Origin of the sequence: Methylocella sp. CPCC 101449 (assembly GCF_031921685.1) — a bacterium.
Lineage (GTDB): Bacteria > Pseudomonadota > Alphaproteobacteria > Rhizobiales > Beijerinckiaceae > Terripilifer.
Genome location: NZ_JAPDHU010000002.1, coordinates 850436 through 869824, shown reverse-complemented (window position 1 = coordinate 869824; position 19389 = coordinate 850436). Strand labels below are relative to the sequence as shown.

Below are 19389 nucleotides of genomic sequence, written 5' to 3'. Positions count from 1 at the left end.
GCCATGCTCCAAGTTGAGAACATCTACACCAACTACGGCTCGAGCCAGATACTGCAAGACCTGTCGCTGGAGGTGAAGCCCGGCGAAATCGTCGGCATCCTCGGCCGCAATGGCGTCGGCAAGACGACTTTGATGCGCTCTATCATGGGGCTCACGCCGCCACGCAGTGGCCGTATCGTGTTCGACGGCACGGATATCACGCGGCTGGCGCCGCATCGCATCGCGCGGCTGGGACTGGGATATGTGCCGCAGGGCCGGCGCGTCTTCCCCTCTCTCTCGGTGCGCGAACATCTTCAGGTGACGGCGCGCGAACGGGCAGCAAGCCCCTGGACATTCGCCAAGATGATCGAACTTTTTCCCAATCTCGGTCAAAGGCTCGATCAATCCGGTGCCAAACTGAGCGGCGGCGAACAGCAGATGCTGGCGGCCGGGCGCGCGCTCGTCGCCAATCCGACTCTGTTGCTGATGGATGAACCGACCGAGGGGCTAGCGCCGCTGATGGTGCGCGAACTGGGTCGCCTCGTCGGCGCCTTGAAGGACAGCGGCACGGCTGTGCTTCTCGTCGAACAGCAACTGGCCTTCGTACTGAAATATGCCGACCGCGTTTACATCGTCGCCAAAGGCCAGGTTGTTCACCACTGTCTGCCGGCGGAGCTCGCCACCGACAGCGAGATCAAGGCGCGCTATCTCGGCGTGTAGATCGCGTTTGACTAATCAAACGATACCTGTGCGCGCTTTGCCTTGCTACGTGGGCTGGCATAACATCATACGTATCCGTATGATGTTTCAAAGGTAAAACGCTTCATGACGAAAATCGTCATTGTCGGCGGCGGCATTGCTGGCGCTTCTCTTGCCATTGCGCTCAAGCGCCAGTCGGTCGACGTGGTTCTGGTGGAGAAAGACCCGCATTGGACGCCGTCGAGTTCCGGCATTTTTCTCTACGCCAATGGATTGGAATCGGTCCGTACCCTGGGCGTGCTTGATGCGGTTTTGGAGCGCGGCTGGGCGAGCGACGGCCGTAATGTCTATCTGACGGCGGACGGTAGTTTCATCACCGAAACGCATTATCCGTCACGCGATCCCGCGCGCGTGCCGCCGATTGTTGGCATCAAGCGTTCGGATTTGCACCGTGCGCTCGCGGACGAGGTGCAACGCCTGGGCGTCGACATCAAACTCGGCCTGACCGTCGAGAGCTTTGATGATCAAGGCGCTCAGGTCATCGTGCGGCTCTCCGATGGCAGCGAGATCGCTTGCGACGGACTCATCGGCGCCGACGGCATTCGCTCGTCGATCCGCGAACGGCTGTTTGGCAAGATGACGCCGGAGTTCACCGGCTTTGGCACCTGGCGCAGCGTGCACAAGAAGCCGAAGGAGATCGACGTCAAGATCATGATGATGGGCGTCGGCAAACGCCTCGGCATCATGCCCATCAGCGACGATCAGCTTTATATTTTCGCCACCACCAATGAACCGTCGAAGCCGCTTTACGATACGTCGCGGATGCATGAAATCATGCGCGAGAAGCTCGCCGAGTTCAAAGGCCCGGCCGCCGCTCTGCTCGACGAACTGACGTCCCCCGAAGGTGTGCTCTATACAGCGGTGGAGGAGATGGCGCTGCCCCTGCCCTGGAGTAAAGGCCGGGTTCTGATCATCGGCGACGGCGCTCATGCCTGCACGCCCTATATGGGACAAGGCGGCGCCATGGCGCTGGAAGATTCGATCCTGCTGGCGCCGCAGATCGCGGCATCAACAGATCTCGCCGCGACCTTCACCGCTTTCGGTGCCTTGCGGCACGAGCGATGCAGCTTTGTCCGCAAAGTCTCGCGGCAGGTGGGCGATGCCGGCGGCAAGGAATTGCCCGACGATGTCGATGCGCGCAACAGACGTTTGCAGACGCAGGGCCAGGCGGACGTCGACTCGTTTTATGCGCGCATGTTCGCGGGCACATGAAAACGCCGCGGAAAAATCCGCGGCGCTTCGCTTTGCAAATAGATTAGCGGCAGACGCGCACTTGCTTGACGACCACACGGCCGAACGGGCCACGCGTGCGGATCGTATTGATGCGGCAAACCGGACGACGTACCGGGCGCGCATGGCGATAGTGCGGATGGCCGGGGCGATATTGCACGTGATCGATATTGATCTGAGCCGCCGCGGCCGGCATCTGCGACACAGGCATCGCGCTTGCCGAGCCAATGGCGCCCAAGGTCACAGCGCCCAGAACCGAAGCTGCCAAAGTGAGTGCATGAAATTTCATTTTTGAATCTCCTTGGGTTGTCGAACGTGCTCTTCATGGCGCTTTGAACGTGAACAAATTCTGAATATTCACATTACGATATTTTTAGAATCACCCTGCGGCACAATGCGAAGATTCTATGACGAAATCTGAGATGCATGGCTGCTCGGAGAAAATCGCGTCCCAATTGCGGGGCGATTTATCTTGATGCGACGGCCGCATCGAACAAAAACTGCGCGAACAATGTCGCGCAGTGTCGTTTATCGTCATCAAAGCGAGCGTTTTACCAACCGCGCCCGCGATGTTTATACCAGCCGCGTTTGCGACCACGTGTTGCCGCCCAACCGCTATTGCCGCGTCCCCAACCACGTGCATGGCCCGGTGGTCCCCAACCCCACTTTTTCGCTTCGATGGCGCCTTCCGCAGGGAGATCTTCGATGCGTTCAGATGCCATCGCACGCACGCCCGTCACACTCACGGCTGCTGATGCGAATACGGCTGCAATCAATTGGCGTCTGTTCATGAAAACCTCCCTTGCGTGAGAGCGTGGATCAACGCACGCTGATCAACTCTCGGAAGCCTCAGGAGTTGCAGGGTTCGGACCAGCAAGCCCGCCCTTGCGACCCGCGCTCGAAGCCAGTGCTGGATTGCGAGAGAAGGCACGGTTTTGCGGGCTGACGGAGGAGCCACCTTTGCGGCCGGCTTTCACCGCCAGTTTCTTGTCTTTCGAGAAGGCACGATTTTCGGGTTTGACCGCCAAGCCACCTTTGCGCGCCACTTCCTGGCGCCGTTCCGGTGTCATCGACGCAAAGCCCCGTTTTGATTTTTCGACTGCTGTCATTGTTGTTGCCCCTCACCCAATTCAGGCCACGACCCAAACCGTCGATGACCCTCCCACTGTCGCTATAGATGACAAAGTCAATATTAGTGGCTGTAAATACAGCGTAACCAAGAAATCATGGCAGTGAGCAAATATTGTCAAGGTGCAAGTGAGGGGCGCGATACCTTTTTAAGACAGTCACTTCGTCAGCAAGTTATTGCAACGGACCGCTTCGCCATCATCATCATAATAGTATGAATACGTGCTATATACAGGGCCAGCGTAGTACAAGGCTCTGGCGGCGCACAGAAAACCAATATTGCAAGAAGCTGCTCAATGGCGGCCGCGCACAAATCGCCGCTCTTTCATATCTCAATAGATACATATATCTGCTTTGCAGAAAGGCTTGAGCGACAGGCACTTTCGCGCATCGTCGGTCATTGAAAGCGGCATCAAAAACGGCGTGCGCGGCGAATCAATATTCCCATTCGACACCGATACCGACGGAGGTGCGGCCATCGGCGCCCACTTCGCCCACGCCACGCACGCGCCGCGTGATATCGACGTTGACGCCGACAGCGGATTGCTCAGGCCGCGCGCCTGCCCGCACGCCGATACTGACGTTGTCGGAGATGTAGCGAGACGCGCCGGCACTGACGCCGCCGCTCGCATCCTCGCGAATGTCGAGCGAGTCGACGCCAAGCGACTTACGCAGCTTCTCGAAGACATCGAGACCAGGGCCAGCGCCGGAGAATTGCGCCACCGACTGCGCCAGCATCACCGCCTGGAAGGCCGAGAGACTGCCGGATGGTTTGGCGAAGAGAATGCGTGACATCACTTCGTCGGTGGGCATCTGCGGCTGCGAGCCGAAAGAGAACGAGGGCGACGCCGCCGGGCCATCGACCTGAACCTGCAAGGTCGCATCGCTAGAGGTGGTCTCGGCGACGAAATTGATTTCCGGCGTCAGACCGCCTGTGAAAGTCAGGCGGCCCTGGGTGATGTCGATACGCTTGCCGGCGATGCTGATGCGACCACGGCGCTGATCGAACTGGCCGATGATGTTGGGCTTCTGCACGCTGCCTGTGATCCGCAGGTCGCCGCCGAATTCCGCATCGATGCCGCGCCCACGCACGAACAGCCGGTTCGGCGCCGAGACCGCGACGTCAAGCGTCGCATCGAAAGCCGATTTCGCCTTGGCGCGGGCTTTGGCCTTTTTCTCCAGCGCCAGGATTTCGCGCACGAACGGGCCGGGATCGATGTGTTTGGCGTTGGGCAGCGGCCGCAGATTGATCGGCAGGCGCTCCGGCACGGTCACGTCCATGGAGACGATGGTGATCTTGCCGGCGACCTTCGGGCGTTGGCCGAGCGTGCCAGTGACGTTGAGATCGAAATCGGCCGTGCTCGAAACCGTCTGCGTCGAACTCACCTGCGCATTGCGGCCGGTGATGTGAATGGTGCCGGGGAAGCCGGCGGTGGCGAGATTGATCTTGCCGGTTCCGCCGATCGTACCGCCATTCGGTGTCGTCGCCGACAATTGCTCGATGTTGAGGTCGCGGCCCGAGCCAAGCAGGCGCGCGTTGATGTTTTCCAGCCGCACGCCATTCAGGGGATCGCTGAAGGTGCCGCCAGCAAGCGTCGCGCTGCCGGAGACCTGCGGATCCGAGGTCGAACCGGACGCACGCAGATCGACATTGACCTTGCCGGTCACGCTCTGGCCGTTGGCAGCCAGCATGGTGTTGGCGGCGCTGGCGTCGATGGCGCCACGGATGTTGAGGTCCATGCGCGCGGCGGCATCGATCGGCACGCGGCCGGTGACGTTCAGCGTACCCGCCCTGCCGGCATTGATCTGCGCATTGACAGAGGTCGACGTGCCTTCCAGCCGCCCATTGGCGGCGATGTCAATCGACGGCAGACCGGAAGAGCGCAGGGACGGATCGGAGAGTTTGCCGATCTTCACGTTCCAGTCGCCGGCGAGCGACGACGGCGTGCCGGAGATGCGCGCTTCGCCATCGATCGTTCCGCTGGCATTGACGCCAGGCGAAACCAGATTGGCGATAGCCAACGGGATCGAGCGGGCGTTGATGGCGAGGTTGAGCTGGCTCCCGGCCCGGCCGCTGGCCGTCAGACGGCCGCTGTCGGCTGCGATCGCCAGTTGTTCGAACGAGGCGATGCCGTTTTGCCAGAAGATCGTCGCCGGTGCGGTCAGGCTCAGCCGCCGGCCATTGCCGCGGGCGTTGAGCGAGGTGAGATCGATGCGCGTGCGCTCGCCCGGCGCCACGGTCGCCTTGCCGTCAACGGCGATGCCGCGCACTTCGCCGGAGAGATCGAAATTGGTCGAAGCTGGCGTGCCACGCGCCACGACCTGGAAGCGTGGGATGGACGTACCGGCAGCCGTCGCACCTTCCAGGCGCGCCGTGGCATCAATGGAAGGCTTGCGCAACAGGTCGAGCCCCTTGCCGCGCACATCAAGCCGTGACACGGCGATGTCGCCAGCCCGGATGGCGTTACCATTGGCATTGATCTCCACCGATTGCGCGCCGTCTTTACCGATCAGTGTGATGTCAGCATTCAGCCGGCCCTGCATGTCGCGCAGCGCGAAAGCCGACAGGTCTTCCAAAGATGGCGCGTTGATCTTGACGGTGCCATTGGCAAGCCCTGAGGGCGTCACCGTGGCGTTGCCAGAAATCGCGACGCGACCGATGGTCAGATCCGACGGCGCGATGGTCCAACCGGCATCGGCTTTCGACACCTGGACGGCGCCGCGAGCGGCGCGATTGTCGACGTCGCCGTCGAGTTTGAGCGCAACCCGCGCCTGGCCCAGCACGTCGGTGCCATTGAGATCAAGCTGAAGATGCCGGATCGGCCGGCCAGCGGCTGTTGCCTTATCGAGCGACAGCGTGCCTCTGACATTGGGGCTGTTGAGATCGCCCGTCACCTGGGCGTTGAGATTGGCGACACCCGTCAGGCGTTCATCGACTTTGGCGAGGTCGGACAGCGCGGCATCGATCGCCAGCGCCGGTTTGAGCGAATTGCCGGTCGCGGTCAGTTTCGCCGTCACATATTGTCCGGCGACCGCCAGCGCACTGGCGCCGAAGCCGCTGCTGGAATATTCGAGCGGACCAGAAAGCGTCAGGCTTCCACCGATCAACTTATCGACTGCCGGTGTGCCGGTGACGAGCTTGTTCAGACGACCGTCGATCTTGGCGGCATAGGCGTTAGCATTAGGCCGAGCATCGACATCCATGGCGAGATCGGCGCTGCCGGCCAGATCGCGACCGGCCAGTTTGCTCAACGGCGTCAGGCTCGGCAGGGCCAATTGCAGCCGCCCCTTGACCTGATCGGTGGTGGCAATGCCGGCATAGGCGATCGAAGCGGTGTTGGTGGCGATGCGCAGATCGTCGAACGTCCAGGCGCTATCGGCGCCGATGCGGCCCCGCCCGTTGAGCTTCACAGGATCGGCCATCAGGCCAGCGAAGCGTTCGGGCATCAGGGCCGCGACACGGCCATCGCCATTCAAAGTGAACTGGCGGCCGTCGCCGGATTTTTCCAAACGCGCTTTCGCCTGCGCGCCGATCGAGGGACCCGCCGTAAAGGTGAGCCCGGCGGAAAAATCGTCGAGCTCGCCGTCGCCTTTCAGATTGAGTTCGACCGGCGGGTTGTTGGGAATTTGCAGCGCGCCGGCCACCATGCCGCCGGCCGGCTCGTTGGCGGTGACCGCAACCGACAAGGCTGTCGTCTGCGGCTCGTAATTGAGTTTCGCGCTGATCGCACCAGGCGCATCAAGGCGCCGGACATTAACTTCGCTATCCAGCCCGGCGGAAGCATCGCCCAGCTTGGCGCGGCCGTTGATGGTGATGCGCGCCGCCTGCCCTGCGATTTCAGGTCCGAGATCGATTTCGTTGACACGGAAGCCGCGGATGTCGACGGCAACAGGCAGATCGGGAAGCAGCGATTTGGGATCGAACGGTTCGGTTTTGGTAGTCGCGGGTGCGGGTTCGCTCACGGGCTTGCGCAGCACTTCGATCTTGCCAGCTTCAAGTCCGTCGACTTCGAGACGCCCACGCAGCAGCGCCAGACGCCGCCAGACGAGGCGCGCCTGATCGAGTTTGAACCAGACGCCGTTGCGATCGGAGATTTCGACGTTGCGGATGGTCGCATCCGACGACAGCGGTCCGTCGATCGCGCCGATGGAAATCTTCATGTCGGGCGACGAGACCATGCGCGAGATGAAGGAGGCAAGCATGCCCTTGTCTTCTTCGGCACCGCTCAAGACCGTATAGCCGGCCCACAGGCCGCCGGCCGTGAGCGTCACCACGGAGACGATAGCGATGGAACGTAGCGGGCGCAGTTTCATCATCAGAACGCCTGTCCCAACCCGACGTAGACGCCGAAGCGCGGATCGTCAGGTTTCCGGTTGAGTGGCATGGCGAAGTCGATACGTACCGGGCCGATGGCCGTAAAATAGCGCAGACCGAGGCCGGCGGCGACCCGGATACCGCCCTTGAAATCCGGCAGCGAGGACGCAAAGGCATTGCCCGCGTCGACAAAGGGCACGATGCCGATCGTATCGGTGATCTTGATGCGCGCCTCGGCGGAAGCCTCGAACAGGCTGCGCCCGCCGATCGGCACGCCGAATGGCCCGAGCGGGCTCAGATAGCGATAGCGGAAGCCGCGCACCGAGCCGCCGCCGCCGGCGAAGAAGCGGCGGTTGGCCGGAATATCCGTCAGATCGGAACCCGCGAGCGAGCCGACATTGACGCGGCCGGCGAGAATGTAACGAGCGTCCTCATCGAGCGCGTAATAGGCCGTGGCCGTCACCTTCGATTGCAGGAGATTGATGGTCGAACCGAAGGCCTTGGCATAGGGCGAGACGGAGGCCGTGACGCGAATGCCGCGCGTTGGGTTTAAGAGATCGTCGGTCGAGTCATAATTCGCCGCCGCCTGGAAGCCGACGAGGGTGTAATCGGTGGTGCCGAGAATGTCCTGGACGCGGCCGCGCTCCGCATCGATGCCGAGCTGCACACTGGCGAATTCGGTGAAGCGATGGCGGATCGAAACGGTGCCGCCGGCGGTCATGCTCCAATAGGAATTGGTGCGCTCGCGCTGAATGCCCGTGTCGATCAGAAGATCGTTGCGCGTGCCCCACAGTGCTGGCTTGATGAAACTGGCTTTCAGGCGGCCGACGAGATTTTGCGCATCGAAGGTCGTGATGCGGCGGAACTGGCGCCCGCCCGTCGGTGCGGCGAAACCGACTTCCGCGTCGATGCGCAAACGCTCCGCCCCGCCGAACAGATTGCGGTCCATCCACCAGGCGCGCAGCGACGGACCATCGAACGTGGAATAGGACGCCGACGCGCCGACCGCGTGACGCTTGCGCTCCGAAACGGTGACGTTGAGCGGCAGATTGCCGTCGGCATCAAGATGATCGGCTTCGTCGATACGCACGGAACCGATAGCGTCGATCTTGGAAATCGATTTGCGGGTATCGCTCAGGCGGCGAGGATAATAGGGCTCGCCCGGCTGGAGGTAGATGAAGGATTGCACCACGCTGGTTGGCACGTTCTGCGTGCCTTGGACCGTCACCGGACCGATGCCGGCCTTCTGCGAGGGATCGATGGTGATGGCGAGATCGACGACATTCTGGCGATGTTCGATGACCGGCGCGATCGACACCATTTTGGCCAGGGGCCGCGATTGCTCGCGCAGATAGTCGACCGCCGAAGCGGCGCCCGCGCGGATATTACCGGCGGTCGCCTCGTCGCCGGCTTTCAAAGGAAAACCGCGACGATGGATCAGATCGGCCGCGAGCGGCTGATTGGTGCGCGCGTCGAACACCCGGACCTCGCGCAGATGAAAGAGCGGACCGAGCGTGACGGCGACGGTGAGCGGCACAAGCTGGCGTCCACGCTGCGCATCGGCGGCCGCGGCGGCGGAACGATTGTCGCCGTCGACCGCCAGGCCGCGCCCGGCGACGCTCATGCGGACGTCGGCATTATAATAGCCGGCGGCCCATAGTGCTTCGGCCAGACGTGGATAGTCGGCGGAGGCACGGCGCACCAGCCCATCGCCGGACGGAGGAGGATCGCGGCGCAAAGCCCAGGTGTTGGAGGCGTCTTTCAGGGTTTGCAGCAGGGTTTTGTCGTCGACCCCGGTGATGTGCAGATCGTAAGGCAGGTTTTGCTGGGAGGGTTGCGGCAAGGGCTCCTCGCCGCCGAACAGGCCAAAAAAGTCAAACGCCCTTGCCTGCCCGAATGCAGCAGGTGTGACCAAAACCGCTAACGCCACCGCCCATACGAAACGCAAAACCAAAAACTCCCGGCTTCCTCTGCCCCCAAAAACAGAGGCTGCCGCAAAATCAATCGATCAAATAAATCCGTGCGTGCCCATCCTTGCGTGTCACGACTAACAAATCAGAAATTTATCACAATTGTTCCCGGTTCGGACCCCAGTCCGGGCCGATAATTGGCCAGATCACGCGCCAGATCTTCATTCATTTCTGTGAAATAACGGCTTAAACAATTGTTTTATATTCGAACTTTCACACTCGTCGCCGCGTATCAAATACGGCAGGCGGAAGGCTAATTTTACAGCGCCGCAGACGTAAAAACGAGGGGTGACCGCCTGCGAACCGCTTGCTCAGCTCATGATTCCTCCCCATGAGTCCTCTACAGGACTCATTGACTCCTGTAGAGGACTCCCTATGGTCCGCGCCGGGAGGTGCCCATGAAGCGATTTCTGTCGATTGCCGCCGCGTTCCTTGTCTCTCTCTCCGCCGCTTCGGCGCAGACGTATCCCGATCGGGTCGTCCGCCTCGTCGTCCCCTTTCCGGCCGGTGGCAGTTATGACGTGATCGCCCGCCTCGTGGGCGCCGGGCTGGGCGAACGCTGGGGCCATCAAGTCGTCATCGACAACAAGGGCGGCGCGGCCGGCGAGATCGGGACGGCCGCTGTGGCGAGCGCGGCGCCCGACGGCTACACCCTGCTCCTCTTCGGCGACGGCATTCTCATCAATCAAGGCCTGATGAAGAACCGGGCCTTTCATCCGCTGAAGAATTTTACGCCCGTCACTCTGGTCGCACGCTCGCCGCAGGTGCTCGTCGCCAGCCGTGGCCTCAACGTCTCGAGCCTGACGGAGCTGATCGCGCGCGGCAAGGACGGCAAGACCGATCTGGCATTCGGAACGGCGGGATCGGGAACGCCAGGGCATCTGGCGGCCGAACTGCTGGCCGCGAAATCAGGCCTGCCATTGCGTCACGTGCCTTATCGTGGCGGCGCGCCGGCGCTGGCCGATCTCATGGGCAACCACATTGGCCTCGTCTCGACGGGCCTGCCGGCCCTGATCGGCAGCATTCAGGCAGGCAGCATCGTTGCGCTCGCGGTCTCGTCGGAAAAGCGCTCGGCCATTCTGCCTGATGTGCCGGCGATGAGCGAGAGCGTGCCGGGCGTCTTCCTCGACACCTGGTACGGCATTCTCGCACCAGCCGGCCTGCCCGATCCTATCGCGCAGAAGATTCATGCCGATGTCAGCGCAGTCATGCGCGCACCGGAAATGTCGAAGAAACTCGCCGAGCAGGGTTTTGAATTCGTCGGCGGCGGCCCGGACGAGCTGAAGGGCGTGATGGAGCGCGATCTGCCGCGTTGGCAGGAGGTCATCGACCTTGCCGGGATCAAGCCAGGACAATGACGATGACAGATGTTTCTTCTTCTGCCGTCCGGCAGATGTCGGCGCGCGCGGTTGACGGTTGCGAAATCCACTTCGATCTCCATACGTCCGCTGCACCAGACGCGCCCCGCATCGTCCTGATCCACGCGCTTGCCATGGCCGCGCCGCAGTGGAACGAACTCGTGCAGGAGTTGCGCGACACCTGTCATCTACTGACCGTCGATTGTCGCGGCCATGGCCGATCCGAGAAGCGTCCCGGCCCTTACACCTGCGATCTGTTCGCCGACGATCTGGCTTGTGTTCTGGATGAAGCAGGCTGGCCGTCGGCCATTGTCGCTGGCTGTTCCATGGGCGGTTGCGTTGCGCAGGCCTTTGGCTTGCGTCATCCGACGCGCACCGATGGCCTCGTCCTGATCGACACGACCGCGTCCTACGGGCGCGACGCCATGCCGAAATGGGCCGAACGGGCGCAACGCGCCGCGACGCAAGGCATGGCCGCACTGGTCGATTTTCAGCTCGACCGCTGGTTCACCGAGATGTTCCGCGCTGAGCAGCCCGCTGCCGTGCGGCGCTGTCTCGATATTTTTCTCGCCAACGACCCTGCTTGTTATGGCGCTACCTGCGACATGCTGGCGAAGGCCGATTTGCGCGCGCAGCTCGGCACCCTTGCCTGCCCCACGGCGGTGATCGTCGGCGAAGAGGATTACGCCACGCCCGTCGCCATGGCGCAGGATATCGCCGCGCGGATTACCGGCGCGAAACTCACGATCCTGCCGCAGGCCAGGCATTTCTCGCCGGTCGAGCGTCCCCGCGCCATCGCTGAGGACGTGTTGTGGGTGGCTCGTCAAGCATCGCGCATTTAGGGAGGACATCATGCATATGGATCGTCGCCGCTTTCTCGTCGGAGCGACCGCGCTCGCCACATCAGCCGTGTTGCCGGCCCGCGCAGCGACCCTCCGGATCTTCGACAGTCATTGCCACATCATCGATCACGCGTTTCCGATCGTTCCCAATCAGGGCTATACGCCGCCGCATTTCCCGCTCGACGATTATCTCGCCCAGACACGACCGCTTGGCGTTGTCGCGGGCGCGATCGTCTCGGGCTCATTCCATGGGTTCGATCAGTCCTATCTCAAGGCGACCTTGCCGAAGCTCGGCAAGTCCTGGGTCGGCGTCACCCAGGTGCCCAACGATATTCCCGATGCGGAGATCGCCCAGCTCGCTGACATCGGCGTGCGCGCGCTGCGCTTCAATATGTTCCGCGGCCGTATCGACAGCGTCGACGATCTGATGACGCTCGCGCAACGCGCCCATGCGGCGGGACGCTGGCATGCGGAAATCTATGCCGATGCGGCGGCGCTACGTCCGCATGTCGATCGGCTGGCGAAACTGCCGCAGATCGTCATCGATCATCTGGGCATGACCGAAGGCGGATTGCCCGTCGTGCTCGATCTCGTCGCTGCCGGCGCGAAGATCAAGGCGACGGGCTTTGGCCGGGTCAAAATGGATGTGCCGAAAGCCCTTGAACGCATCGCCGCGAAGAGCCCCAATGCGCTCGTCTTCGGCACCGACCTGCCTTCGACCCGTGCGGAACGGCCGTTCCAGCCAGACGACATCGCGCTGGTCGAGCGCGTGCTCGGAGCAGACCTGGCTCAGAAGGCATTTTGGGATAACGGGGTGGCACTCTATCGCGTGCCCGTCATCGCCGGCTGATCAGGTGAGACGCACGCGATAGCGAAAGCGATCGGATCGACCATAGGCGCGCCGCCAATCGATTGGCGCGCCATTCGCACCGAAAGAAGTGCGTTCGACGACGATCAGCGGGTCGCCCGTCTTCACTTCAAGCAAGCGCGACTTCACCGCATCGGCTTGGCCCAGCGACAGCTCGTCTTCGACCGAGGTCACCACCTGGCCAAAAGCACGCTCATAGATCGGATAGAGCAGCGGGCCGATTTCCTGTTCGTCCATGGTGACGAACGGTTCGAACAGCGGATGCGGCAGGTAGAGGTCTTCGCAGATCACCGGCTTGCCGGCCCAGAGCCGCAGGCGCAGGACCCGCACCACCTTGGCGCCCTCTGGCAGGCGCAAGCCCCTGGCGATCTCCGATGTGGCGTCTACGACTTCGCGCTCGATGAGCCGGCTTTCGGGAACCGTGCGGCCACCGCCCGTCGAGGCATCCTCGAAATTGAACCAGCGGAACAGCGACCCGTCGAAAGACGGCCGGCGGACGAAAGTGCCGACGCCTTGCCTGCGCTCCAGCAGTCCCTCGCGCACCAGATGTTCGATCGACTTGCGCATGGTGCTGGTGGAGACGCCATAGGTCTTGGCCAGTTCCTGCTCGGACGGGATGGCCTCGCCAGAGGCCCATTCGAGCGCGGCAATCCGCGAGGCCAGCGCATCGCGCAGCCGGGCATGCATGGGAAGACGATTGTCGCTGGGCACCAGCACTCGCAACTCCGGATGCGCGGGGCGCAACGCCCGCCGAAACTTCATAACCTGTGGTAGTGCATAGGACTGGAACAAGACAAGGTCGACCTCGCGCATGGCACCAGGCGAAGCAGCGCGTCCTCATCCTAATGTAAATTGCGAGATATATCTTATATCAACCTGTTATATTTTCGTAATTATTCATTTCAGAAAATAATAAGGAACGCTCCATCGCTCGATTCATTGTTCAGGCAGTCGCAAACAATGTCGGAGAGCGATCATGCCGATCAAGTCGAAGACATCTCCATCGAAGCCATCTCCTGCCCTCGACAAGCCGAGCTCAGGCTGGGCTGTAAGTGTGAGGTCCTTGCCGGTGGACGGGACCGGTCCCGTGACCGAAGAGACATTTTACGCGGCGATCGTCGACCGCGAAGAGGCCGAGAAAGCTGTCGCGCAACTGGCGGGAGCGGCCGACGATGCCATCATCAAGGCGGGCAAACGGATCAGCGCTGCAGAATTTGAGCACATGGGTTGGCACGCCGGCCAGGTCGAACAATGGGTCGGCCCCAGCCTGGAAGCGCCCGGCTCCTAGTCAGCCATCCAAAGGTTCATTTTTTGGGCTTGCGGCTTTGCCCAACGGTCAGTTTTGGCTTCCGCCCCCGCACCGCCCGCCGCGTTACAAGCGCGGCCGGCGGAGGGGAAATCTGCCGCTCGATCGTTGCGTAGATATTCGCAATCAATCCAGGCAGCTGTGATTTGGGAATGCGGTTGTGGCCGACATAAGCGCAGGCCACGTCTGTGGTGAGACGTAGCAGTCTGTTGCGATCGAGGGTCATACCCCTCGTACGTCAGTGATCCGTCAGCGGATCACTTCAGACTGCAAATACGAGACGGAGGATGAAATGGTGGGCGATGCAGGGATCGAACCTGCGACCCCTCCCGTGTGAAGGGAGTGCTCTCCCGCTGAGCTAATCGCCCGGCGCATGGCCGAATGCGCGCTATATCCTCCGGGCCACCCGCCAGTGTCAAGGCGATCGGCAGGTGTTCCGAAGGCAAATTCAATCAGCTCGCCGAAAATCTCAGGTTTGCCACCGCATCCCAGAGCTGATCGAAGCTGGAAATCACCACATTCGGCTCAAAAGTCTCCACCGGCTGATCGGTGTAGCCGAAATTAACCGCGACGACGGGCATGCCGGCCGCCTGAGCGGTGCGGATATCGGTTTTCGAATCACCGATCATCACCGTATGGGCGGGATTGCCGCCGGCCCGCTCGATGGTGGCCCGCAATACGCGCGGATCGGGCTTCATCACCGCCTTGCCATCGATATAGACCGAGTCCTGGCCGCAGATCGCCTTGAAGCGGTCGGTGATATCGAGCGCTTTCAGGAGCTTCAGCGACGCATGCTCGACCTTGTTGGTGCAGACGGCGAAGATCCAGCCGGCTGCCTCGAACCGGTCGAGCGCCGCAATCAGGCCGGGAAATAGGTGCGATTCCTGGGCAATACGCTTCTCGTAGACCTTCAGATAGTCGGCAAACAGCTTTTCCAGCCGGTCCGGATCGAGTTTCCCGCCGCCCGACGCTGCAAAACCATGCTGGAGGAGGACACGGCCACCGGCGCCGACCATTTCGCGGCCGGCCTTGAGGCTGACGGGCGCCATGCCCTCGCGCTCCAAAATGGTGTTGAGGGCACCGATCAGGTCGCCGGCGGTCTCCGCCAGGGTTCCGTCGAGGTCGAAAACGAGGATGGGAGGCTTGGAAGGGGAGCTGGACATGTCCGCCGCCTACCATAGAGCCGCTGCCGACGAAACGCGCATTAAGCCGCGCGCGAAAGCGGACGCCTTTTCGGGCAATCGCGGTAAAATTGCCGGAACGATTCGTCGCGGCGGTCCCCTGGCCGCCAGTTCGCCAGTGCGGGATGTTCCTATGGCCAGTTTCAAGCGATTTTCTGCGGTTTTGACCGGTATGGGCCTGTTCGGTGCCCTCGCCCTACCCGCCGTCGCCGCCAACTATCAGTTCATGGCATCACCCGCGACCGGCCTTAACCTTATGTATCGGCTGGATAAATTGACCGGCGAGATCGGCGCCTGCCAGTATGGCCTGAAGGAAGGCACGATCGGCACGACGCTCTGCTACCGCTCCGGCGAAGGAGCTGGTGCCCAGACGCCGTCCGAATATGCTCTCGCTGCCTCCCATCACGAGGGCGAGGCCGGCATTTTCCGGGTCGACCTGCGCAGCGGCACCATGTCGATCTGCTATTTACTGAATGACGCCATCGTCTGTACGCCGCCCGGCAAATAGGCCCATCGCCACCGGCGAACCATCCTCGCAATTGTGTCCATGGTCATGGCGGACTCGGGGTTGACCTTGTTCCCCCAAGTCCATAACGACCGGACCTACCAGTTTGCTTGTTTTCCAAGGTCGCCCGCTTCCGTGTCCTCCCTCGATAAAGCCAAACGCCTTGCCGCCGAGCGTGCCGCGGAATTCGTCCGTGACGGCATGCGGCTTGGCCTTGGCACAGGCTCGACTGCCGCCCATTTCGTCGACTGCATCGGCGAGAAAGTGGCGCAAGGCCTGAAGTTCACTTGCGTGCCGACCTCCGAGGCGACGCGCCGACAGGCCGAAGCTTTGGGCATCACCCTATCCACTCTCGACGAGACACCCGAGCTCGATCTCACCGTTGACGGCGCCGACGAATTCGATCCGCAGTTGCGCCTGATCAAGGGTGGCGGCGGCGCTCTGCTGCGCGAGAAGATCGTCGCCTTCGCCTCCAAGCGTATGATCGTCATCACCGACGCCACCAAGAAGGTCGCGACCTTGGGGCGCTTTCCCCTGCCCGTCGAAGTCGTGCCGTTCGGTCTCGAAGCGACGCGGCGGGCCCTTGCTGCATTGTTCGTCGATCTGGGCCTGAAGGGAACCATCAGCCTGCGCCAGGCGAAGGACGGCCATGTTTTCGTCACCGACGGAGCCCACAGCATCCTCGATTGTGCCCTAGGTTCCGTCCCCGATCCGGAACGCTTGGCTGACCAACTTAAGAGCATTCCCGGCGTGGTCGAACACGGGCTGTTCTTGGGCCTCGCCGATGCGGTGATCGTGGCTGGCGAATCCGGACTGGATATCATCGGAAATCCGGGGTCCTGACAGCAACGACCCCTTGCTGGAGTGAAACAACGTGAAATCGATCCGCTCTTCTCTGTTCGTCGCTGCTTTGCTCGCAACCGCGCTAGCGCCCGTCGCCCTGCAGGCGCAACAGCCGGCCCCCGCCGCTCCGGCCGCCGCCGAGACCGACAACTATACGCCGAGCCATCTCGCGCTGGCGCGTCAGGTGGTGCTCACCTCCGGCATCGCCAACACGTTCGATCTCGTCTATCCGCAGCTCGCCGACCAGACGATCGGCATCGTGACGCGCACGCGTCCGGAACTGCGTAACGACCTCATCGCCGTGCTGAAGCAATTGCAGCCGGAATTCGAAGGCCGCAAGGAAGAGATCATCAAGGCGACCACCAATGCCTTCGCCGGCGCGATGAGCGAAAAGGATCTGAAGCCCGTCGCCGATTTCTTCGCTTCTGATGCCGGCAAGGCCTATGTCGCCATGCAGCCGAAGGTCATCAACCAGATGGTCGTCGCCATGGACGCCTGGAACCGCCAGCTCTCCACCGACATCATGGTGCGCGTGCGCGAAGAGATGAAGAAGAAGGGCCACCAGCTTTAAGGAGCGCTCCGTGGCACAGTTCGACGTCGATCTTTTCGTCATCGGTGCAGGTTCGGGTGGCGTGCGCGCGTCGCGCATCGCCGGCGGGCATGGCGCCAAGGTGCTGGTGGCGGAAGAATTCCGCATCGGCGGCACCTGCGTCATTCGCGGCTGCATTCCGAAGAAACTCTATGTCTATGCCAGCCGCTTCGTCGACGATTACGAAGACGCCGTCGGCTATGGCTGGAGCTTTCCGCAGAAGCCGACCTTTGACTGGACCAAACTGGTCGCGGCCAAGGAAAAGGAAATCACCCGCCTGTCGGGCCTTTATCAGAAGGGCGTCGAGGGTGTGGGCGGCAGCATCGTGCAGAGCCGCGCCGAGATCGAGGACGAGCACACCGTTCGTCTGTTGAACGACGGCCGCAAGATCACCGCCAAATATATTCTGGTGGCCACCGGCGGGTCGCCGACCTTGGTGCCCGAAATTCCCGGCATCGAGCATGCGATTTCCTCGAACGAGGTGTTCGATCTGAAGCATCTGCCGGCGAGCATGCTGATCGTCGGTGGCGGCTTTATCGCCGTGGAATTCGCCAGCGTCTTCACGCGGCTTGGCACCAAGGTGACGCAGGTGATGCGTGCCGACAATGTGCTGCGCGGCTTCGACGAAGACTTGCGCACCGGCCTGCACGAAGGTCTCAATCATGCCGGCGTGACGACACGCTTCGGCGTGCTGCCGAGCAAGATCGCGAAACAGCCGAACGGCCTTCTGTCCGCGACGTTCAGCGACGGCACGACCGGCGAGTTCGAGCAGGTGCTGGTGGCCACCGGGCGTCATCCACATACCCAGGGGCTTGGCCTGGAAAAGGCCGGCGTTCAACTCGACAAGGTTGGCGCGGTGAAAGTCGATGACTACTCGCGCACCAATGTTCCCTCGATCTACGCGGTGGGCGACGTCACCAACCGCATCAATCTGACGCCGGTTGCCGTGCGCGAAGGCCATGCCTTCGCCGATACGGTCTTTGGCGGCAAGGACGTCAAGGTCGATCACAGCAATGTCGCCAGCGCCGTGTTCTCGACGCCGGAAATCGGCACGGTCGGTCTCACGGAAGCGCAGGCGCGCGACGCCTTCGATATTGTCGATATCTATCGCGCCACGTTCCGGCCGCTGAAAGCCACGCTGTCCGGCCGCACCGAACGCATGATGATGAAGATCGTCGTCGACGGCAAAAGCGATCGCGTGCTTGGCGTCCATATCCTCGGCCACGATGCCGGCGAGATGGCGCAACTGCTCGGCATCGCCGTTAAGATGCGCGCCACCAAGGCCGATTTCGATGCCACCATGGCAGTCCATCCGACGGCGGCGGAAGAACTGGTGACCATGCGCACCCGCACGGTACGCTACGAAAAATAGCGAGGATGGAAGAGCCTCAGGGCTCTTCCATCAGGTCCTGATTGATCTTGCGCGCCGCCGCGATCTGATCCGGCGGCGTCGCCATCAGCTTCTCCACATAGGCCGCGAGCTTCTCGCCTGACATCGGCGCCAGGGGCGTATTGCTCTTTTGCGCTTCGGCCAAAAACTCCTTGTCGACGATGGTCTTTTCGAAGGCCTCGCGCAGAACCTGAACGAAGGGCTTCGGCACGCCCGGCGGAAAGGCCAAGGCGCGGCCGATGGTGCCGGTCGACGTGTAGATGTCGAGGAAGGCCTTTTCGTTGGCGTCGCGGCCGAATTCGGTCACCGTCGGCACGTTGGGAAAATCCGGAATGCGGTTTTCGGCAATGGCGAAGATCGGCACCAGGTCGCCGCTCTTGACAGCCGCCCCTTGCAGGGTCAGCGCATTGGCTAATGTCACGGCGGCGCCGTCGACTTCGCCGCGCTGTATGGCGATGTGAATGTCGGCCGTGCCCTTATAGCCGGCGATGACTTTGAACTTGGTTCCGGCGAAACGGTTCAGCATCAAGGGGCCGAGCGCGAAGGCGGTGTCGCGCCCGGTGGACCCCATGGTGACCTGCTTCTGCCGCACTTCGTCGAGCGAGCGAACGCCGGACTGGCGGCTCATCAGGCCGATGGAATCGGCATCGGCGAAGCGGCCGATATACTGAAAATCGCGGGCGTTGAACTTCGACTCCGGCTTCATCAAGGTCTCGAACAGCACCTCGGCATGAACGAGGTGGATCATCGAACCGTCTTTCGGCGCGGCATTGGCCGAATAATTGAGCGCCACGATGCCGCCGGCGCCGGGCATGGCTTGGAGCACCAGGGGCGGCTGGCCAGGGATATATTGGCGCATGTGCCGGGCGGCGAGCTGGGCATAAAGACCATAGGTGCCGCCCACCCCGGCACCGATTAGAACCTTGATATCCTTGCCCTTATAGAAAGTCTCCGGCGTCTGCGCGGCAACCGTGGCCGGCGCCAGCGCCGCCAAGGCCACAGCAAAAGCCACCCCTCTTACAACCATTTTCGCTCCTCCCAGTGCGACGGGTTTCAGCCCGATTCCGGCAGTTTGGGATGGCGCGTCGCGCCCGGCAATGGTCGTATCCCGCCGGGCGCAAAATAT

The 19389-nt window shown here is 62.1% G+C and carries 18 protein-coding genes and 1 tRNA gene; 10 read left to right on the top strand and 9 right to left on the bottom strand.

Annotated elements, in window-relative coordinates; translation table 11 throughout:
* Positions 1 to 3 precede the first annotated feature (3 nt).
* Positions 4 to 699 carry an ABC transporter ATP-binding protein gene (locus OIM99_RS14885; protein ID WP_311851210.1) on the top strand — a complete coding sequence of 232 codons (696 nt, stop codon included), beginning with the start codon at positions 4 to 6 and terminating at the stop codon, positions 697 to 699.
* A 105-nt stretch (positions 700 to 804) separates the two neighbouring features.
* Positions 805 to 1950: an FAD-dependent oxidoreductase gene (locus OIM99_RS14880; protein ID WP_311851209.1), complete on the top strand. Its 1146-nt coding sequence runs from the start codon at positions 805 to 807 to the stop codon at positions 1948 to 1950.
* Between the two features lie 43 nt (positions 1951 to 1993).
* Here OIM99_RS14880 and OIM99_RS14875 read toward each other — a convergent pair whose 3' ends face one another.
* From OIM99_RS14875 to OIM99_RS14860, 4 genes are all read right to left on the bottom strand, one after another.
* Positions 1994 to 2257 (bottom strand): hypothetical protein, encoded by a 264-nt coding sequence (locus tag OIM99_RS14875; RefSeq protein WP_311851208.1) that lies wholly within the window; start codon positions 2255 to 2257, stop codon positions 1994 to 1996.
* Between the two features lie 544 nt (positions 2258 to 2801).
* Positions 2802 to 3077 carry a KGG domain-containing protein gene (locus OIM99_RS14870; protein WP_311851207.1) on the bottom strand — a complete coding sequence of 92 codons (276 nt, stop codon included), beginning with the start codon at positions 3075 to 3077 and terminating at the stop codon, positions 2802 to 2804.
* 454 nt (positions 3078 to 3531) lie between these two features.
* On the bottom strand, positions 3532 to 7413 hold the full coding sequence (locus OIM99_RS14865) for a translocation/assembly module TamB domain-containing protein (protein WP_311851206.1): 3882 nt from the start codon (positions 7411 to 7413) through the stop codon (positions 3532 to 3534).
* Complete coding sequence (locus OIM99_RS14860; protein WP_311851205.1) at positions 7413 to 9254, bottom strand: autotransporter assembly complex family protein; 1842 nt, start codon at positions 9252 to 9254, stop codon at positions 7413 to 7415. Before OIM99_RS14860 ends, OIM99_RS14865 begins: the two co-directional genes overlap by 1 nt.
* A 525-nt stretch (positions 9255 to 9779) precedes the next feature.
* Between OIM99_RS14860 and OIM99_RS14855 the strand changes: the two genes are divergently transcribed.
* From OIM99_RS14855 to OIM99_RS14845, 3 genes are read left to right on the top strand one after another with little or no spacing between them, the layout of a single operon-like run.
* On the top strand, positions 9780 to 10739 hold the full coding sequence (locus tag OIM99_RS14855; protein ID WP_311851204.1) for a tripartite tricarboxylate transporter substrate binding protein: 960 nt from the start codon (positions 9780 to 9782) through the stop codon (positions 10737 to 10739).
* Positions 10740 to 10741: 2 nt separating this feature from the next.
* Positions 10742 to 11581 (top strand): alpha/beta hydrolase, encoded by an 840-nt coding sequence (locus tag OIM99_RS14850; protein ID WP_311851203.1) that lies wholly within the window; start codon positions 10742 to 10744, stop codon positions 11579 to 11581.
* Between the two features lie 10 nt (positions 11582 to 11591).
* Positions 11592 to 12431, top strand: coding sequence for an amidohydrolase family protein (locus OIM99_RS14845; RefSeq protein WP_311851202.1), 840 nt, complete (start codon positions 11592 to 11594; stop codon positions 12429 to 12431).
* Here the strand turns inward: OIM99_RS14845 and OIM99_RS14840 are convergent, their stop codons facing one another.
* Positions 12432 to 13166, bottom strand: a complete 735-nt coding sequence (locus tag OIM99_RS14840; RefSeq protein WP_311851201.1) for a GntR family transcriptional regulator — start codon at positions 13164 to 13166, stop codon at positions 12432 to 12434.
* Positions 13167 to 13425: 259 nt separating this feature from the next.
* Here OIM99_RS14840 and OIM99_RS14835 point away from each other — a divergent pair, with 259 nt between their 5' ends.
* Positions 13426 to 13737 carry a hypothetical protein gene (locus OIM99_RS14835; protein ID WP_311851200.1) on the top strand — a complete coding sequence of 104 codons (312 nt, stop codon included), beginning with the start codon at positions 13426 to 13428 and terminating at the stop codon, positions 13735 to 13737.
* Between the two features lie 16 nt (positions 13738 to 13753).
* Here OIM99_RS14835 and OIM99_RS14830 read toward each other — a convergent pair whose 3' ends face one another.
* From OIM99_RS14830 to OIM99_RS14820, 3 genes are all read right to left on the bottom strand, one after another.
* Positions 13754 to 13981, bottom strand: a complete 228-nt coding sequence (locus tag OIM99_RS14830) for a MucR family transcriptional regulator (RefSeq protein ID WP_311851199.1) — start codon at positions 13979 to 13981, stop codon at positions 13754 to 13756.
* A gap of 67 nt (positions 13982 to 14048) precedes the next feature.
* Positions 14049 to 14123 (bottom strand) — tRNA-Val (locus OIM99_RS14825).
* 84 nt (positions 14124 to 14207) lie between these two features.
* Positions 14208 to 14918 (bottom strand): HAD-IA family hydrolase, encoded by a 711-nt coding sequence (locus tag OIM99_RS14820; RefSeq protein WP_311851198.1) that lies wholly within the window; start codon positions 14916 to 14918, stop codon positions 14208 to 14210.
* Here OIM99_RS14820 and OIM99_RS14815 point away from each other — a divergent pair.
* The 4 genes from OIM99_RS14815 to gor all read left to right on the top strand — a co-directional run bounded on the left by OIM99_RS14815 (position 14917) and on the right by gor (position 18245).
* A complete protein-coding gene (locus tag OIM99_RS14815; protein ID WP_311851197.1) occupies positions 14917 to 15444 on the top strand; it encodes a hypothetical protein in 528 nt (175 codons plus the stop codon). The two genes, OIM99_RS14820 and OIM99_RS14815, sit on opposite strands and share 2 nt — an antisense overlap.
* Positions 15445 to 15576: 132 nt before the next feature.
* Entirely contained in the window at positions 15577 to 16284 is a 708-nt protein-coding gene (gene rpiA / locus OIM99_RS14810; RefSeq protein ID WP_311851196.1) for a ribose-5-phosphate isomerase RpiA, read from the top strand.
* Between the two features lie 31 nt (positions 16285 to 16315).
* Positions 16316 to 16855, top strand: coding sequence for a DUF2059 domain-containing protein (locus OIM99_RS14805; protein WP_311851195.1), 540 nt, complete (start codon positions 16316 to 16318; stop codon positions 16853 to 16855).
* A 10-nt stretch (positions 16856 to 16865) separates the two neighbouring features.
* A complete protein-coding gene (gor, locus tag OIM99_RS14800; RefSeq protein ID WP_311851194.1) occupies positions 16866 to 18245 on the top strand; it encodes a glutathione-disulfide reductase in 1380 nt (459 codons plus the stop codon).
* A 16-nt stretch (positions 18246 to 18261) separates the two neighbouring features.
* On the opposite strand, the gene OIM99_RS14795 is transcribed toward gor, so the two are convergent.
* On the bottom strand, positions 18262 to 19290 hold the full coding sequence (locus OIM99_RS14795; RefSeq protein ID WP_311851193.1) for a tripartite tricarboxylate transporter substrate-binding protein: 1029 nt from the start codon (positions 19288 to 19290) through the stop codon (positions 18262 to 18264).
* Positions 19291 to 19389 lie beyond the last annotated feature (99 nt).

Bases quoted from the DNA above. Each gene is read 5' to 3' on its own strand.
- OIM99_RS14885 (WP_311851210.1), top strand. From the start codon at position 4: ATGCTCCAAGTTGAGAACATCTACACCAACTACGGCTCGAGCCAGATA.
- OIM99_RS14880 (WP_311851209.1), top strand. From the start codon at position 805: ATGACGAAAATCGTCATTGTCGGCGGCGGCATTGCTGGCGCTTCTCTT.
- OIM99_RS14875 (WP_311851208.1), bottom strand. From the start codon at position 2,257: ATGAAATTTCATGCACTCACTTTGGCAGCTTCGGTTCTGGGCGCTGTG.
- OIM99_RS14870 (WP_311851207.1), bottom strand. From the start codon at position 3,077: ATGACAGCAGTCGAAAAATCAAAACGGGGCTTTGCGTCGATGACACCG.
- OIM99_RS14865 (WP_311851206.1), bottom strand. From the start codon at position 7,413: ATGATGAAACTGCGCCCGCTACGTTCCATCGCTATCGTCTCCGTGGTG.
- OIM99_RS14855 (WP_311851204.1), top strand. From the start codon at position 9,780: ATGAAGCGATTTCTGTCGATTGCCGCCGCGTTCCTTGTCTCTCTCTCC.
- OIM99_RS14850 (WP_311851203.1), top strand. From the start codon at position 10,742: ATGACAGATGTTTCTTCTTCTGCCGTCCGGCAGATGTCGGCGCGCGCG.
- OIM99_RS14845 (WP_311851202.1), top strand. From the start codon at position 11,592: ATGCATATGGATCGTCGCCGCTTTCTCGTCGGAGCGACCGCGCTCGCC.
- OIM99_RS14835 (WP_311851200.1), top strand. From the start codon at position 13,426: ATGCCGATCAAGTCGAAGACATCTCCATCGAAGCCATCTCCTGCCCTC.
- OIM99_RS14830 (WP_311851199.1), bottom strand. From the start codon at position 13,981: ATGACCCTCGATCGCAACAGACTGCTACGTCTCACCACAGACGTGGCC.
- OIM99_RS14815 (WP_311851197.1), top strand. From the start codon at position 14,917: ATGTCCGCCGCCTACCATAGAGCCGCTGCCGACGAAACGCGCATTAAG.
- OIM99_RS14820 (WP_311851198.1), bottom strand. From the start codon at position 14,918: ATGTCCAGCTCCCCTTCCAAGCCTCCCATCCTCGTTTTCGACCTCGAC.
- OIM99_RS14795 (WP_311851193.1), bottom strand. From the start codon at position 19,290: ATGGTTGTAAGAGGGGTGGCTTTTGCTGTGGCCTTGGCGGCGCTGGCG.